This is a genomic window from Pseudomonas sp. SAR267 (assembly GCF_052077595.1).
In the GTDB taxonomy this organism is placed as follows: Bacteria; Pseudomonadota; Gammaproteobacteria; order Pseudomonadales; family Pseudomonadaceae; genus Aquipseudomonas; species Aquipseudomonas vlassakiae.
In genome coordinates, this window is record NZ_JBQIHU010000001.1 from 4,135,986 (window position 1) to 4,150,928 (window position 14,943).

General features: G+C 63.4%; 13 protein-coding genes and 1 pseudogene. 7 read left to right on the forward strand and 7 right to left on the reverse strand.

What is annotated here, in order from left to right:
• Positions 1–126 precede the first annotated feature (126 nt).
• Both hisD and hisC read left to right on the forward strand, forming a co-directional pair.
• Complete coding sequence (gene hisD / locus ACTORR_RS19440; protein WP_054885961.1) at positions 127–1,452, forward strand: histidinol dehydrogenase; 1,326 nt, start codon at positions 127–129, stop codon at positions 1,450–1,452.
• Between the two features lie 2 nt (positions 1,453–1,454).
• A complete protein-coding gene (gene hisC, locus ACTORR_RS19445; RefSeq protein ID WP_054885962.1) occupies positions 1,455–2,504 on the forward strand; it encodes a histidinol-phosphate transaminase in 1,050 nt (349 codons plus the stop codon).
• Between the two features lie 85 nt (positions 2,505–2,589).
• On the opposite strand, the pseudogene ACTORR_RS19450 reads toward hisC, so the two are convergent.
• Positions 2,590–3,561 (reverse strand): annotated as a pseudogene (locus ACTORR_RS19450) (alkaline phosphatase family protein); the annotation flags it as partial.
• A 157-nt stretch (positions 3,562–3,718) separates the two neighbouring features.
• Between ACTORR_RS19450 and ACTORR_RS19455 the strand changes: the two are divergent.
• The 4 genes from ACTORR_RS19455 to ACTORR_RS19470 all read left to right on the forward strand — a co-directional run bounded on the left by ACTORR_RS19455 (position 3,719) and on the right by ACTORR_RS19470 (position 6,623).
• Positions 3,719–4,369 (forward strand): FadR/GntR family transcriptional regulator, encoded by a 651-nt coding sequence (locus ACTORR_RS19455; RefSeq protein ID WP_313365942.1) that lies wholly within the window; start codon positions 3,719–3,721, stop codon positions 4,367–4,369.
• Between the two features lie 13 nt (positions 4,370–4,382).
• Positions 4,383–5,663: a CynX/NimT family MFS transporter gene (locus tag ACTORR_RS19460; protein ID WP_313365943.1), complete on the forward strand. Its 1,281-nt coding sequence runs from the start codon at positions 4,383–4,385 to the stop codon at positions 5,661–5,663.
• A gap of 177 nt (positions 5,664–5,840) precedes the next feature.
• Positions 5,841–6,311: a nuclear transport factor 2 family protein gene (locus ACTORR_RS19465; RefSeq protein WP_054885965.1), complete on the forward strand. Its 471-nt coding sequence runs from the start codon at positions 5,841–5,843 to the stop codon at positions 6,309–6,311.
• Between the two features lie 18 nt (positions 6,312–6,329).
• Positions 6,330–6,623 (forward strand): GIY-YIG nuclease family protein, encoded by a 294-nt coding sequence (locus ACTORR_RS19470; protein ID WP_054885966.1) that lies wholly within the window; start codon positions 6,330–6,332, stop codon positions 6,621–6,623.
• Here ACTORR_RS19470 and yejK read toward each other — a convergent pair whose 3' ends face one another.
• Positions 6,624–7,631 (reverse strand): nucleoid-associated protein YejK, encoded by a 1,008-nt coding sequence (yejK, locus tag ACTORR_RS19475; protein WP_054885967.1) that lies wholly within the window; start codon positions 7,629–7,631, stop codon positions 6,624–6,626. It abuts the gene before it with no gap.
• Positions 7,632–8,022: 391 nt separating this feature from the next.
• Here yejK and ACTORR_RS19480 point away from each other — a divergent pair, with 391 nt between their 5' ends.
• Positions 8,023–8,304 carry an HU family DNA-binding protein gene (locus ACTORR_RS19480; RefSeq protein ID WP_027920195.1) on the forward strand — a complete coding sequence of 94 codons (282 nt, stop codon included), beginning with the start codon at positions 8,023–8,025 and terminating at the stop codon, positions 8,302–8,304.
• 51 nt (positions 8,305–8,355) lie between these two features.
• Here the strand turns inward: ACTORR_RS19480 and rlmF are convergent, their stop codons facing one another.
• The 5 genes from rlmF to ACTORR_RS19505 form a co-directional block, all read right to left on the reverse strand.
• Complete coding sequence (gene rlmF, locus ACTORR_RS19485) at positions 8,356–9,306, reverse strand: 23S rRNA (adenine(1618)-N(6))-methyltransferase RlmF (RefSeq protein ID WP_313365939.1); 951 nt, start codon at positions 9,304–9,306, stop codon at positions 8,356–8,358.
• A gap of 163 nt (positions 9,307–9,469) precedes the next feature.
• Positions 9,470–12,316 carry a valine--tRNA ligase gene (locus ACTORR_RS19490; RefSeq protein WP_313364788.1) on the reverse strand — a complete coding sequence of 949 codons (2,847 nt, stop codon included), beginning with the start codon at positions 12,314–12,316 and terminating at the stop codon, positions 9,470–9,472.
• Between the two features lie 146 nt (positions 12,317–12,462).
• The gene (locus ACTORR_RS19495) at positions 12,463–12,834 is read right to left on the reverse strand and encodes a hypothetical protein (protein ID WP_054885970.1); all 372 of its coding nucleotides are present in this window, start codon (positions 12,832–12,834) and stop codon (positions 12,463–12,465) included.
• A gap of 5 nt (positions 12,835–12,839) precedes the next feature.
• The gene (locus ACTORR_RS19500; RefSeq protein ID WP_054885971.1) at positions 12,840–13,268 is read right to left on the reverse strand and encodes a DNA polymerase III subunit chi; all 429 of its coding nucleotides are present in this window, start codon (positions 13,266–13,268) and stop codon (positions 12,840–12,842) included.
• Positions 13,269–13,318: 50 nt separating this feature from the next.
• Positions 13,319–14,812 carry a leucyl aminopeptidase gene (locus tag ACTORR_RS19505; RefSeq protein ID WP_099814317.1) on the reverse strand — a complete coding sequence of 498 codons (1,494 nt, stop codon included), beginning with the start codon at positions 14,810–14,812 and terminating at the stop codon, positions 13,319–13,321.
• Positions 14,813–14,943 lie beyond the last annotated feature (131 nt).

Below are 14,943 nucleotides of genomic sequence, written 5' to 3' on the forward strand. Positions count from 1 at the left end.
CTACTGCGCGCGGCTTCGGCTGTCGCGCCCGTCTATCCGCGTCATAGCCATTTTTCTCGGGTGCCCGCGCGGATGGACTGGTAGCCTAGGGCGCCTGAGCATTCGCTAATAATCGAGGCCCTCGCCATGACCGTGTCCACTGCAATTGCCCGTCTCAACGCCGCTGATCCGGATTTCGCCCGACATCTGGATCATCTGCTGAGCTGGGAAAGTGTGTCCGATGACGCGGTCAACCAGCGCGTGCTCGACATCATCAAGGCGGTGCGTGAGCGCGGTGACGCCGCGCTGGTGGAATTCACCCAGCGCTTCGACGGTGTTGACGCCAAAAGCATCGATGACCTGATCCTTGGCCGCGAGCGCCTGGAACTGGCCCTGACCCGCATCACCGACAGCCAGCGTGAAGCCCTGGAGAAGGCCGCCAATCGCGTACGCATGTACCACGAACGGCAGAAGCAGGACTCCTGGCAGTACACCGAAGCCGACGGCACCGTGCTCGGCCAGAAGGTCACCCCGCTGGACCGTGCCGGCCTGTACGTGCCCGGCGGCAAGGCGTCGTACCCCTCGTCGGTGCTGATGAACGCGATTCCGGCCAAGGTCGCTGGCGTCACCGAAGTGGTGATGGTGGTGCCGACCCCGCGTGGCGAGGTCAATGAACTGGTGCTGGCCGCTGCCTGCATCGCCGGCGTCGACCGCGTGTTCACCGTCGGTGGAGCGCAGGCCGTTGCCGCACTGGCCTATGGCACCGAAAGCGTGCCGCAGGTAGACAAGATCGTCGGCCCTGGCAACATCTATGTGGCTACCGCCAAGCGCCACGTGTTCGGCCAGGTCGGTATCGACATGATCGCCGGCCCGTCGGAAATCCTCGTGGTGTGCGACGGCCAGACCGACCCGGACTGGATCGCCATGGACCTGTTCTCTCAGGCCGAGCACGACGAAGACGCCCAGGCCATCCTGGTCAGCCCGGATGCCGCTTTCCTCGACCGCGTGGCCGCCAGCATCGACAAGCTGCTGCCGACCATGGAACGGGCCGAGATCATCGAAAAGTCGGTCAACGGCCGTGGGGCGCTGATCCAGGTGCGCGACATGCAGCAGGCCATCGAAGTGGCCAACCGCATCGCTCCCGAGCATCTGGAGCTGTCGGTTGCCGACCCGCAGGCCTGGCTGCCTCAGATTCGCCACGCGGGCGCGATCTTCATGGGTCGCCACACCAGCGAAGCACTGGGCGATTACTGCGCCGGCCCCAACCACGTGTTGCCGACTTCCGGCACCGCACGCTTCTCGTCGCCGCTCGGGGTGTATGACTTCCAGAAGCGTTCGTCGATCATCTTCTGTTCCGAACAGGGCGCATCCGAGCTTGGCCACACCGCCTCGGTGCTGGCCCGTGGCGAGTCGCTGACCGCCCACGCCCGCAGCGCTGAATACCGTATCCTGACCCAAGACAAGGGGAACTGAACATGAGTCGATTCTGGAGCCCCTTCGTCAAGGCGCTGGTGCCTTACGTGCCGGGCGAACAGCCAAAGCTGGCCCGCCTGGTCAAGCTGAACACCAACGAGAACCCTTATGGCCCCTCGCCCAGGGCGCTAGAGGCCATGCGCGGCGAGCTGAACGATAACCTGCGTCTGTATCCGGACCCGAACAGCGACCGGCTCAAGCAGGCCGTGGCCGAGTACTACGGCGTCACCCCGGCCCAGGTTTTCGTCGGCAACGGCTCGGACGAGGTGCTGGCCCACATCTTCCACGGTCTGTTCCAGCACGATCGCGGTCCACTGCTGTTCCCGGATGTCAGCTACAGCTTCTATCCGGTCTATTGCGGCCTTTACGGCATTGCCTTCGAGCAGGTGGCGCTGGATGAGCAGTTCCAGATCCGCGTCGCCGATTACGCCAAGCCCAATGCCGGGATCATCTTCCCCAACCCTAACGCACCCACCGGCTGCCTGCTGCCGCTGCAAGCGATCGAACAGCTGCTGCAAGCCAACCGTGATTCGGTGGTGGTGGTGGATGAGGCTTACATTGACTTTGGCGGCGAGACTGCCATCAGCCTGGTCGATCGCTACGACAACCTGCTGGTCACCCAGACCTTGTCCAAGTCGCGTTCGCTGGCTGGACTCCGAGTGGGCCTGGCCGTCGGCCATCCGGACCTGATCGAGGCGCTGGAGCGGATCAAGAACAGCTTCAACTCCTATCCGCTCGACCGCATGGCCATCGTCGGGGCAGCGGCGGCGTTCGAAGATCAGGCCTACTTCGAGGAAACCCGCCGCAAGGTGATTGACAGCCGTGAGACATTGGTCGAGCAGCTGGTTGCAAAGGGCTTCGAGGTGCTGCCATCGGCGGCCAACTTCATCTTTGCCCGCCACCCGCAGCAGGATGCCGCGCAGTTGGCGGCGCGCCTGCGTGAACAAGGGGTGATCGTGCGTCACTTCAAGCAGGAGCGGATTGCCCAGTTCCTGCGTATCACCATCGGCACGCCAGAGATGAACCAGGCGTTGGTCGACGCGCTGGACTGATTGCGGTGAGCAGCAGGAGCGGGTGCGCCGCTCCTGCTGGTGGGGCAGCACTTTCTCGACACGCGGTGATTTTTCTCTGTGATCACCGTGCCTTGGCATCGCCTTCAGTAGCCCGTGCGTTGCGTGCACCGCTAACGACTGGGAGTGGCGTGCCATCGAGCTCCCATTGCGGCAGCAGGTCTAGCCCCATGTGCCTGAGCACAGTCGGGGCGACCGACGTCAGCGCGGCAGAGCCATGACGCGGGGTGTCATCTGCACTGCCGGGACGGATCCATTCCTCGTTCCAGGGCTTGTTGCTGGCAATGAGCGCCGTCTTCTCCTGTTCTGTCACTTCGCCGTGGCTTGAATCCTGATAATCACTGCCGTCGCTGCTGCAGACGATCACCAGCCAGTCCTCCTGCGGATTCTTGTACGCCCGCGCCTCGACCTTGTCCAAAAGCCGCCCCAGTCTGTCGTCGGCTTCACGCAGTGCGAACAGGTAGGCCGAGCCGAAACCACTGGTGTGGCCAGCTTCAACTGGCTCGTCGAGTTGAATGAAGGTGAAGTCGGCTGGTGTGTGTTCGAGGATGTCCAGGGTCCGGGCGGTTACTTGCTCATCGCTCAGGCCGCTTTCGCGTACATTGTTGCCTTGCGCGTCCTCCAGCAGGAAGGCCGTGTTGATCGGCGACCAGTTGACGACACTGGCGAGGTAGGCATTTGGCAGGGCATGACGCAGCCGTTTGAACAGGCTTGGGAACTGCGGGTTGACCCGCAAGGATTCGGCATTTGAGGTCACTCCATGCTTGTTGGCCCATACGCCGGTGAGCAGGGTTATCCAGCCGGGCCCACTGTCAGTCGCTTGTTCGCTGGCGCGGCCGGTGACACCTCCGGCATAGGCTTTGCCGTAGAACAGGCGCCGCAGGTTGGTTTCGTCGCCCAGTTCTTCGTAGCGCTGCAGCTGTACACCGTCCATCCCGATGATGAGCGTCTTGGGTTGCAATGGCGCTTGTCTGGCGTCGCAGCCTTTGAACAGCAGGCCGAGTAGCAGTCCGGCGGTAATCAGCGCAGACAGGCGCAGTACTTTGACGATGGACATGAACAGTGCCTTGATGGAAGTCAGCCAAGCGTTGCAATCAGGCCCTCGGCTGGCAACTGGTAGAAATGCCAGTTGAATTGATGTCTGGAACGCGTTCCATTAAGCTCTGCGAATTCATCGGATGATTGGTTGAATTGAAATGAGCAGCGAATTGACCAAGCGCTCCCTGGTCGAACTGGCGGTCGAACGCATGCGTGAGCGCATCCTGCAAGGCCACTGGCAAGTCGGCCAGCGTCTGCCGACCGAGCCGGAACTGGCACTGCAGCTGGGTATCAGCCGCAATACCGTGCGTGAAGCCATGCGCGTGCTGGCATTCAGCGGCCTGGTGGAAATCCGCCAAGGTGACGGCAGCTACCTGCGCACCTGCCACGACCCGCTACAGGCCGTGCTGGCCATGTCGCGCTGCACGCTGGAGCAGGCCCGCGAAACCCGGCACATCCTCGAATCCGAGGCTATCGGCCTGGCAGCGTTGCGCCGTACCGACGAGGACCTGCAGGGCCTGCGCGCGGCACTGGCGGGCAGTGCCGGGCATTTTCACGGGGATGTCGATGCCTATGTCAGCTGCGACCTGGTGTTTCACCAACGCCTGATCGACGCCGCGCACAACCCGGCACTGAGCGAACTTTATCGCTACTTTTCCGGTGTGGTGGCCGCAGCGCTGCAACACAACATGGCGACCGTGCCACGCAGCCAGGCGACCTTCGACCTGCACGGGCAGATCCTCGACGCCATCGAACAACGCGACCCGGAGCGGGCCAAGGCCCTGAGCCGGACGCTTATTGAATCTTGAAGACGAGAAGGCCATGGCTGAACCATTGACCCGAGACGCGCCTGCCCGCGAGGGTGAACTGGAAGAACTACTGATCGACGCCGAGGCCGACGATGCCCTGGTGCAACAGCAACCGCCGAGGCTCAAGCGCCCGTGGCTGTTGCTGCTGGGCCTGGTGCTGGTGGCATTGAACCTGCGCCCGGCATTGTCGAGCATGGCGCCAGTGCTCGGGCAGGTCTCTGCAGGGCTGGGCCTGAGTGCCTCCGAGGCCGGCCTGCTGACCACCTTGCCGGTGCTCTGCCTCGGGCTGTTTGCACCGCTGGCACCCGCCCTTGCGCGCCGCTTCGGCAGCGAGCGGGTGATCCTCGGCATCCTGTTGACCCTGGCGCTGGGGATCGTGGTGCGCAGTGCCCTGGGGGCGGTCGGCGTATTCGTCGGCAGCATTCTGGCCGGGGCCAGCATCGGTATCATCGGTGTGCTGTTGCCCGGTATCGTCAAGCGCGATTTCCCGCAGCACGCGGGCACCTTGACCGGGGTGTATACCATGGCCCTGTGCCTGGGCGCGGCTATGGCGGCAGGGGCTACCGTGCCGCTGACGCAACACTTCGGTGGCAGCTGGGCCCTTGGCCTGGGCTTCTGGATGCTACCGGCGCTGCTGGCCATGCTCGTCTGGTCACCGCAAGCCCGCCAGGGGCACGGCCTGCACAAGGTCGCCTACCGGGTAAGCGGGCTGTGGCGTGACCCGCTGGCGTGGCAGGTAACTCTGTACATGGGGCTGCAGTCGTCGCTGGCGTACATTGTCTTTGGCTGGTTGCCGTCGATCCTCATTGGTCGTGGCCTGAGCCCGACCGAAGCGGGCCTGGTACTGTCCGGCTCGGTCATCGTGCAGCTGGTCAGCTCGCTGGGCGCCCCCTGGTTGGCGACCCGCGGCAAGGACCAGCGGCTGGCCATCGTGATGGTCATGCTGGTCACCTTGGCGGGGCTGTTCGGTTGTCTGTATGCGCCCATCGACGGGCTGTGGGGTTGGGCGGTGCTGCTGGGGCTGGGGCAGGGCGGTACTTTCGCCTTGGCCCTGACGTTGATCGTGCTGCGCTCGAAGGATGCCCATGTGGCGGCGAACCTGTCGAGCATGGCTCAGGGCGTGGGTTATACGCTGGCATCCATGGGCCCGTTTGCGGTCGGCCTGGTGCATGACCTGACCGGAGGCTGGGCGGCGGTGGGCTGGATCTTTGCGGTGTTGGGTGTGGGGGCCATCGTGTTTGGCTTGGGGGCCGGGCGGGCCTTGCATGTGCGGGTGACCAGCGAAAAAGTTTGACATGAAGGGTGGCCTCGCAGGCCTCTTCGCGGGCACGCCCGCTCCCACAGGGTCATCACAGGCTTCAAGACTTGCGCCTGCCCTGTGGGCGGGCGTGCCCGCGAAGAGGCCGGTACTGGCGAAAGAAAGCGGTGCAGATTATCGTGCAGCTTCCATTCCCAGGACGGACCTGCTTCCATGACTGACGCCAACCGCCACCTGATTACTCGTTTCTATCAGGCCTTCCAGCGCCTGGACGCCGAGGCGATGGTGGCCTGCTACAGCGACGACATCGTCTTCAGCGACCCGGTGTTCGGCACCCTGCGCGGCCGTGATGCGGGTGACATGTGGCGCATGCTGACCACCCGTGCCAAGGATTTCTCGCTGACCTTCGACCAAGTCCGTGCCGATGAGCGCAGCGGCTGTGCGCACTGGGTGGCCACTTACTTGTTCAGCCAGACTGGCCGTACCGTGGTCAATGATATCCAGGCGCGCTTCGTCATTCGCGATGGGCTGATCTGCCAGCACGACGACAGCTTCGACCTGTGGCGCTGGTCGCGTCAGGCGCTAGGAGCGCCAGGGGTGTTGCTGGGTTGGTCGCCGATGCTGCAGAACAAGGTGCGCCAGCAGGCTTTCAACGGGCTGCGAGCGTTCCAGCAAGCAAGATGAGCGGTTAAGCTGTCGGCCATGAGCATCGTCAATGAAGTCGCCGAAAACCCGCAGAGCAAACCGTGGTACGTGTACCTGGTGCGGGCGGCCAATGGCTCGCTGTACTGCGGTATCAGCGATAACCCGCAACGGCGTTTCGCTGCCCACCAGAAGGGCCAGGGTGCCCGCTATTTCAAGACCAGCCCGGCGCAGGCGCTGGTCTATGTCGAGCAGTGGCCGGACAAAGGCGAGGCGCTGCGCCAGGAACGTCTGGTGAAGAAGTTGCGCAAGTCGGCCAAGGAGGCGCTGGTGGCCTCCTATGTGGCCGGCTGATCAGTCCTTGCGGCGCTTGAGCTGGTCCACCAGCGTGGTCGGCAGGCCTTTGATGATCAGGGTGCCGGCGGCCTCGTCATACTCCACCTTGTCACCCAGCAGGTGCGCTTCGAAGCTGATCGACAGGCCTTCGGCACGCCCGGTGAAGCGGCGGAATTGGTTGAGGGTGCGCTTGTCAGCGGGGATTTCCGGCGACAGGCCGTAGTCCTTGTTGCGGATGTGGTCGTAGAACGCCTTCGGGCGGTCTTCATCGATAAGGCTCGACAGCTCTTCCAGGGTCACCGGTTCGCCCAGCTTGGTCTGGGTGGTGGCGTATTCGACCAGGGTCTGGGTCTTCTCGCGGGCGGCTTCTTCCGGCAGGTCCTCGCTTTCCACGAAGTCGCTGAAGGCCTTGAGCAGGGTGCGTGTTTCGCCCGGGCCGTCGACGCCTTCCTGGCAGCCGATGAAGTCGCGGAAGTAATCCGACACCTTCTTGCCGTTCTTGCCCTTGATGAACGAGATGTATTGCTTGGAGTTCTGGTTGTTCTTCCACTCGGACAGGTTGATGCGTGCTGCCAGGTGCAGCTGGCCGAGGTCGAGATGGCGCGACGGCGTCACGTCCAGCTCGGCGTTGACCGCCACGCCCTCGCTGTGGTGCAGCAGGGCGATGGCCAGGTAGTCGGTCATGCCTTGCTGGTAGTGGGCGAACAGGATGTGGCCGCCCGTGGAGAGGTTGGACTCTTCCATCAGTTTCTGCAGGTGCTCGACCGCCGTCCGGCTGAACGCGGTGAAGTCCTTTTCGTCTTCCAGGTACTGTTTCAACCAGCCGCTCAGTGGGTAGGCGCCGGACTCGCCGTGGAAGAAGCCCCAGGCCTTGCCTTGCTTGGCGTTGTAGCTTTCGTTGAGGTCGGCCAGGAGGTTTTCGATGGCGTCCGATGCGCCCAGCTCGGTATCCCGTGCATGGAGCACGGCGGGGCTGCCATCGGGCTTCTTGTCGATCAGGTGAACGATGCAGTGACGGATTGGCATGGAATTCTCGGTGAGTCTGGGGCGGCCACAGGCCGCGCTGCAAAAGTTGTCCAGTTTACCCCAGAGAACAGGCGCTGCAGTGGCCGGATGTTGGCGGAAATGCCGGTTGTTCGTTTTTTGTCCAAATTCACGGGTTTTCGGCTTAAACCCCCGAAAAACCTGCACTAAATCGAAGCGGGTAGCGGATATTTATCCATTCCTGTGGTAGCTTTGCGCCGTCTTGCGCCCCTCATGTGGCGCATTGCTGGCAGCGTGCTCATGCCGTGTCGAACCAAACGCCGATTTACGTATCTACATTCGCGATTGGCGCGGCCCTCCAGAACACAGGGGCTGGCCCGATAACGTCGTAGCACGCCGCATAACTACTGAATGATAGGGAAGGAACACCACCATGGCATTGACCAAAGACCAACTGATTGCCGATATCGCTGAAGCCATCGACGCGCCAAAAACCACCGCTCGTAACGCGCTGGAGCAGCTGGGCCAGATCGTTGCCGACCAACTGGAAAACGGCGCCGAAATCACCCTGCCAGGCATCGGCAAGCTGAAAGTCTCCGAGCGTCCTGCCCGTACCGGTCGCAACCCTTCGACTGGCGCTGCCATCGAAATCGCTGCCAAGAAAGTCGTCAAGTTCGTTCCGGCCAAAGGCCTGACCGACGCCGTCAACAAGTGATCTTTTGACGCATTGACGAAACCGCGCCCGGCTTGCCCGGGCGCGGTTTTTTCATGCCTGCGATTTGCGCCTGGCGTGCCAGGCGTGGCGTGCGCTGTCGTCGTGGAAGCTCCAGGCGACCATGCGGCTTTGCTTCTGGCCCTGGCCCATCTCGGCGATGCGCACGGCCTTGGCGCCGACCTTCTTCAGCGCTGCCTCGATGCCAGGCAGGTTACTGGCTTTGGACACCAGGCTGGTGAACCACAGTACCTGTCGTGCGTACTGCGCGCTTTCGTCGACCAGCTGGGTGACGAAGCGAATCTCGCCGCCCTCACACCACAGTTCGTTGTTCTGCCCGCCGAAGTTGAGCACCGGTAACTTGCGCTTGGGGTCCTGCTTGCCAAGGTTCTTCCACTTGCGCTGGCTACCACGGGTGGCTTCTTCACGCGAGGCGTGGAAGGGCGGGTTGCACAGGGTCAGGTCGAAGCGTTCATCCGCTTGCAGCAGGCCGCTGAGGATGTGCTTGCGGTTGGCTTGCTGGCGCAGGCTGATACCTTTGCTCAAGCCGTTGGCCTGGACGATGGCCTTGGCCGAGGCCAGCGCTACCGGGTCGATGTCCGAGCCAATTAAGCGCCAACGGTAATCGCTATGGCCGAGTAGCGGGTAGATGCAATTGGCGCCCACGCCGATATCCAGCACGCGAACCTGGGCGCCTCCGGGGACCTCGCCGGCATTGTCCTCGGCCAGCAGGTCGGCGGCCACATGGATGTAGTCGGCGCGGCCGGGGATTGGCGGGCACAGGTAGTCGGCCGGGATGTCCCAGTGCTGGATGCCGTATTGCGCCTTGAGCAGGGCACGGTTGAACACGCGCACGGCTTCCGGGTTGGCGAAGTCGATGCTGGGTTTGCCGTGGGGGTTGGTGATGGTGAAGCGGGCCAGGTCAGGGTGGGCCTTGATCAGGCTGGGGAAGTCGTAGCGGCCCTGGTGGCGGTTGCGCGGGTGCAGGGTGGGTTTTTCGGTCATGGTCGGATCCGGTGTTGCAGGCCATGGGGCTGCCTTGCAGCCCTTTCGCGACACAAGGCCGCTCCTACAGGAGAGCGGCGCCTATCCAACCGGCACCGTCCCTGTAGGAGCGGCCTTGTGTCGCGAAAGGGCCGCAAAGCGGCCCCAGCGGTCTATCAGATTGTTACAGCGCTGCAATCCGCGCATGCTGCTCGGTGAAGTTGGCCAGGGCCTGTTCGGACTCGGCCAGCTTGGCGCGTTCCTTCTCGATCACCGCAGGCGGTGCCTTGTCGACGAAGGCGGCGTTCGACAGTTTGCCGCCGACGCGCTGGACTTCACCCTGCAGACGCTGGATTTCCTTGCTCAGGCGAGCAAGCTCGGCGTCCTTGTCGATCAGGCCGGCCATCGGCACCAGCACCTGCAAGTCACCAACCAGTGCGGTGGCCGACAGCGGTGCTTCGTCGGCATCGCCGAGCACGGTGAACGATTCGACCTTGGCCAGCTTCTTCAGCAGGGCTTCGTTTTCCTGCAGGCGACGCTGGTCATCGGCGTTGGCGTTCTTCAGGAACAGCGGCAGTGGCTTGCCCGGGCCAATGTTCATCTCCGCGCGGATGTTGCGCAGGCCGACCATCAGCTCCTTGAGCCATTCGATATCACCTTCGGCGGCAGCATCGATGCGGCTTTCATTGGCCACCGGCCATGGTTGCAGCATGATGGTCTTGCCTTCGACACCGGCCAGCGGCGCGATGCGCTGCCAGATTTCTTCGGTGATGAACGGCATGAACGGATGCGCAAGGCGCAGTGCCACTTCCAGCACGCGTACCAGGGTGCGACGGGTGCCACGGGCGCGTTCGACCGGAGCGTTTTCGTCCCACAGTACCGGCTTGGACAGCTCCAGGTACCAGTCGCAATACTGGTTCCAGATGAACTCGTATAGCGCCTGGCTGGCCAGGTCGAAGCGGAACTGCTCGAGCTGGCGGGTCACTTCGGCTTCGGTGCGCTGCAATTGCGAGATGATCCAGCGGTCAGCCAGCGACAGCTCGCAGGCTTCGCCGTTCTGGCCGCAGTCCTCGCCCTTGTCCAGCACGTAGCGGGCTGCGTTCCAGATCTTGTTGCAGAAGTTGCGGTAGCCTTCGACGCGGCCCATGTCGAACTTGATGTCGCGGCCGGTCGAAGCCAGCGAGCAGAAGGTGAAGCGCAGGGCGTCGGTGCCGTAGCTGGCGATGCCCTCCGGGAACTCGGCCTTGGTCTGCTTGGCGATCTTTTCGGCCAGCTTGGGCTGCATCATGCCGCTGGTGCGTTTCTCCAGCAGGGCATCGAGGGTGATACCGTCGACGATGTCCAGCGGGTCGAGCACGTTGCCCTTGGACTTGGACATCTTCTGGCCCTGGCCATCGCGCACCAGGCCGTGCACGTACACGGTCTTGAACGGAACCTGCGGGGTGCCGTCCTCGTTCTTGATCAGGTGCATGGTCAGCATGATCATGCGCGCAACCCAGAAGAAGATGATGTCGAAGCCGGTGACCAGCACGTCAGTGCTGTGGAACTTCTTCAGGAACTCGGTCTGCTCCGGCCAGCCCAGGGTCGAGAAGGTCCACAGGCCCGAGCTGAACCAGGTGTCGAGCACGTCGTCGTCCTGGCGCAGTTTCACTTCGCTGCCGAGGTTGTGCTTGGCGCGGACCTCTTCTTCATTGCGGCCGACATAGACCTGGCCGGCCTCGTCGTACCAGGCCGGAATGCGGTGGCCCCACCACAGCTGGCGGCTGATGCACCAGTCCTGGATGTCGCGCATCCAGGAGAAGTACATGTTCTCGTACTGCTTGGGCACGAACTGGATGCGGCCATCTTCCACGGCTTCGATGGCCGGCTCTGCCAGCGGCTTGGTGGAAACGTACCACTGGTCGGTCAGCCATGGCTCGATGACGGTACCCGAACGGTCGCCTTTCGGCACTTTCAGGGCGTGATCGTCGATGCTCACCAGCAGGCCCTGGGCATCCAGGTCGGCCACGATCTGCTTGCGTGCGACGAAGCGATCGAGGCCGGCGTACTGGGCCGGCAGGCTGGTATCGACCTGCTCGTTGACGCTGCCGTCGAGGTTGAAGGCCTGGGCGGCGGACAGCACCAGGGCGTTCTTGTCGAAAATGTTCAGCAGCGGCAGGTTGTGGCGCTTGCCGACTTCGTAGTCATTGAAGTCGTGGGCAGGGGTGATCTTCACGCAGCCGGTGCCGAACTCCGGGTCGCAATAGTCATCGGCGATAATCGGGATGCGGCGGCCAACCAGCGGCAGTTCGACGAACTTGCCGATCAGGGCCTGGTAGCGCTCGTCGGTCGGGTTGACGGCAACGGCGGCGTCACCCAGCAAAGTCTCCGGGCGGGTGGTGGCGACGACCAGATAGTCCTTGCCTTCAGCGGTCTTGGCGCCATCGGCAAGCGGGTAGCGCAAGTTCCACAGGTGGCCCTTCTCGTCGTGGTTTTCCACCTCGAGGTCGGAGATGGCCGTGTGCAGCTTGGTGTCCCAGTTGACCAGGCGCTTGCCGCGGTAGATCAGGCCGTCCTCATGCAGGCGCACGAAGGCTTCCTTGACTGCTTCGGACAGGCCGTCGTCCATGGTGAAGCGCTCGCGGCTCCAGTCTACCGACGAACCCAGGCGACGGATCTGGCGGCTGATGTTGCCACCTGACTGATCCTTCCATTCCCAGACCTTCTCCAGGAACTTCTCGCGGCCAAGGTCGTGACGGTTCTGGCCCTTGGCTTCGAGCTGGCGTTCGACCAGCATCTGCGTGGCGATACCGGCGTGGTCGGTACCTGGCTGCCACAGGGTGTCGCGGCCTTGCATGCGGCGGAAACGGATCAGCGCGTCCATGATCGCGTTGTTGAAGCCGTGGCCCATGTGCAGGCTACCCGTCACGTTCGGTGGCGGGATCATGATGGTGTAGGACTCGCCTGCACCTTGTGGAGCGAAATAGTTTTCGGACTCCCAGGTGTTGTACCAGGAAGTTTCGATGGCGTGCGGCTGGTAGGTCTTATCCATGCGCGGCGGGACCCTGTGCATTTATTCGGGAAAGCCGAAAAGTATAACGAAGGCACAGGGTTTAGGCGACAGGAGCGGACAGAAGAGCGTGAATTCCTGTAGGAGCGGCCTTGTGTCGCGAAAAGGGCGCAAAGCGCCCTCAGGGTTTACTCGGAACGCTTGATCAACCGTTCGATCCGCGCATCCAGCCGGCGCTTGATCTCGTTCTCGATATGCGGGGTGAAGTCGTTGATCACGTCCTGCATGATCATCTGCGCGGCGGCGCGCAACTCGCTCTCCAGGTGCAGCAGGGTGTCCTGGCGGCGGGTCTGCGGATCATCCTCGGGTTCGGCTGCTGCGGGCTCGGCTTCAGGCGCTGGCGCCGCGTTACCGGCAGGCACGTCGAGCAACAGGGGAATCTGCTCGACCGTTTCGGTCAGCAGCGGCGGCTGCAGGTCGGCATCGCCGAGCAGCTGGCGAATCGATTCCAGATCATCCAGCAGATGAGCGGAATCGGGTAGGGCGGAAGGCTTGTCCATCGTCGTTAAAGTCGCTGTAAGCGGTGGTCTTGCAGAGCATAGCCCTGTTCACGGTAGAAACGGAACCGCTCGCGGGCCGATTGGCGAATGCCGGGCTCCTCGACCACGATCTCGGCAACCCGCTCGAACTGGCCGACGAACCCCGGCACAGCGGCACCCAGGTTGATCAGCAGGTCACGGTGCTCGCCAGCATCGTCGGCAAGGCCCAAGGCTACCGTGGCATCCGTGTGTTCTTCGGCCAGGTCGTGGGGCACGAAGGCTTCGCCCTTGAAGCGCCACAGGCGTTGATCCAGTTCGGTACGTTGTTCGGCGTCCTGGCAGTGCAGGTAGACCCGGTGGCCAAGGCGCCAGGCCTTTTCGCACAGCTTGCAGGCGAAGTCCAGCCGTGCCGACAGCGAGTCGGTGGGCAGGATATAGAAATCGACTTTGCTCATGGTGTGCTCTGCCAGCCGGCGATGCCACGGGCACCGCCGGCTTCACGGCATCAGGCGCCAGCGCGGTCCAGCAGGTACTGGGTCAGCAGCGGGACCGGGCGACCGGTAGCGCCCTTGTCCTTGCCGCCACTGATCCAGGCCGTGCCGGCGATGTCCAGGTGCGCCCAGTTGTAGGCCTTGGCGAAACGCGACAGGAAGCAGCCAGCGGTGATGGTGCCCGCCTTGGGCCCACCGATGTTGCCCATGTCAGCGAACGGGCTGTCCAGTTGCTCCTGGTACTCGTCGAACAGCGGCAGCTGCCAGGCACGGTCATCGGCACGCTTGCCGGCGTCGAGCAGCTGGCCGACCAGGTCGTCGTTGTTGCCCATGAGACCGGAAGTGTGGCTGCCCAGGGCGACAATGCAGGCGCCGGTCAGGGTGGCGATGTCGATCACGGCCTGTGGCTTGAAGCGCTCGGCATAGGTGAGGGTGTCGCACAGCACCAGGCGGCCTTCGGCGTCGGTGTTGAGGATTTCGACGGTCTGGCCACTCATGGTGGTGACGATGTCGCCCGGACGGGTGGCACCGCCGCTCGGCATGTTCTCGGCGCAGGCCAGCAGGCACACCAGGTTGATCGGCAGCTGCAGTTCGAGGACCGCGCGCAGGGTGCCGAACACGCTGGCGGCGCCGCACATGTCGAATTTCATCTCATCCATGCCAGCGCCTGGCTTGAGGCTGATGCCGCCGGTATCGAAGGTGATGCCCTTGCCGACCAGCACGAACGGCTTGTCGGCCTTCTTGCCGCCCTGGTAGTTGAGCACGATCAGGCGTGGTGGCTGGTCGCTGCCCTGGCCCACGGCATAGAACGCGCCCATGCCCAGGTCCTTGATCTTTTTCTCGTCCAGCACTTCGACCTTCAGGCCCTTGTGCGCCTTGCCCAGTTCCTTGGCCTGCTCGGCCAGGTAGCTGGGGTGGCACAGGTTAGGCGGCAGGTTGCCCAGGTCGCGGGTGAAGGCCATGCCGGTGGCAATGGCGCTGGCGTGCTTGACGGCGCGCTCGACCTCGGCCAGGCCGGCCTTGTCGGCCAGCAGGGTGACTTTCTTCAGGGCGCGCGGTTCGGCCTTCTGGCTCTTGAAACGATCGAACACGTATTCGCCGTCGAGCAGGGTCTCGGCCAGCAGGCGGTACTTGCCGTAGTAGGCGTCACGGTTGTTGACCGCGATGTCGTCCAGGGCCAGCACGGCATCGCCACCGTTGAGGCTCTTGAGCACGCCGGCCACACTTGCGACCAGCTTGCGCCATGCGCGGTCGCCGAGGGCATCGTCCTTGCCGCTGCCGACCAGCAGCACGCGCTCGGCCTTCAGGCCCGGCACGCTCTGCAGCAACAGGGTCTGGCCAGGCTTGCCGGCCAGGTCGCCACGCTTGAGTACTGCGCTGATGGCGCCTTCGCTGGCTTGGTCGACGGCCTTGGCAACGGCCCCGAGCTTGCGCCCTTCACCCACCGGTACGACCAGAGTGGCGGTTTTTACCGATGCAGCAGCTACGCTTTTTACAACCAGTTCCATGTCAGGGTCCCCGAATGATCTATGCAGTTGGCGCTATGCGTTTTCGCGCTCTGGACGGGCCTGGCCGCGTTGCCGCAGGCCAGTGGAAAAGCTGCCAGTTTGAGCCTCCCGCCAGCGTGCTGACAACCCCG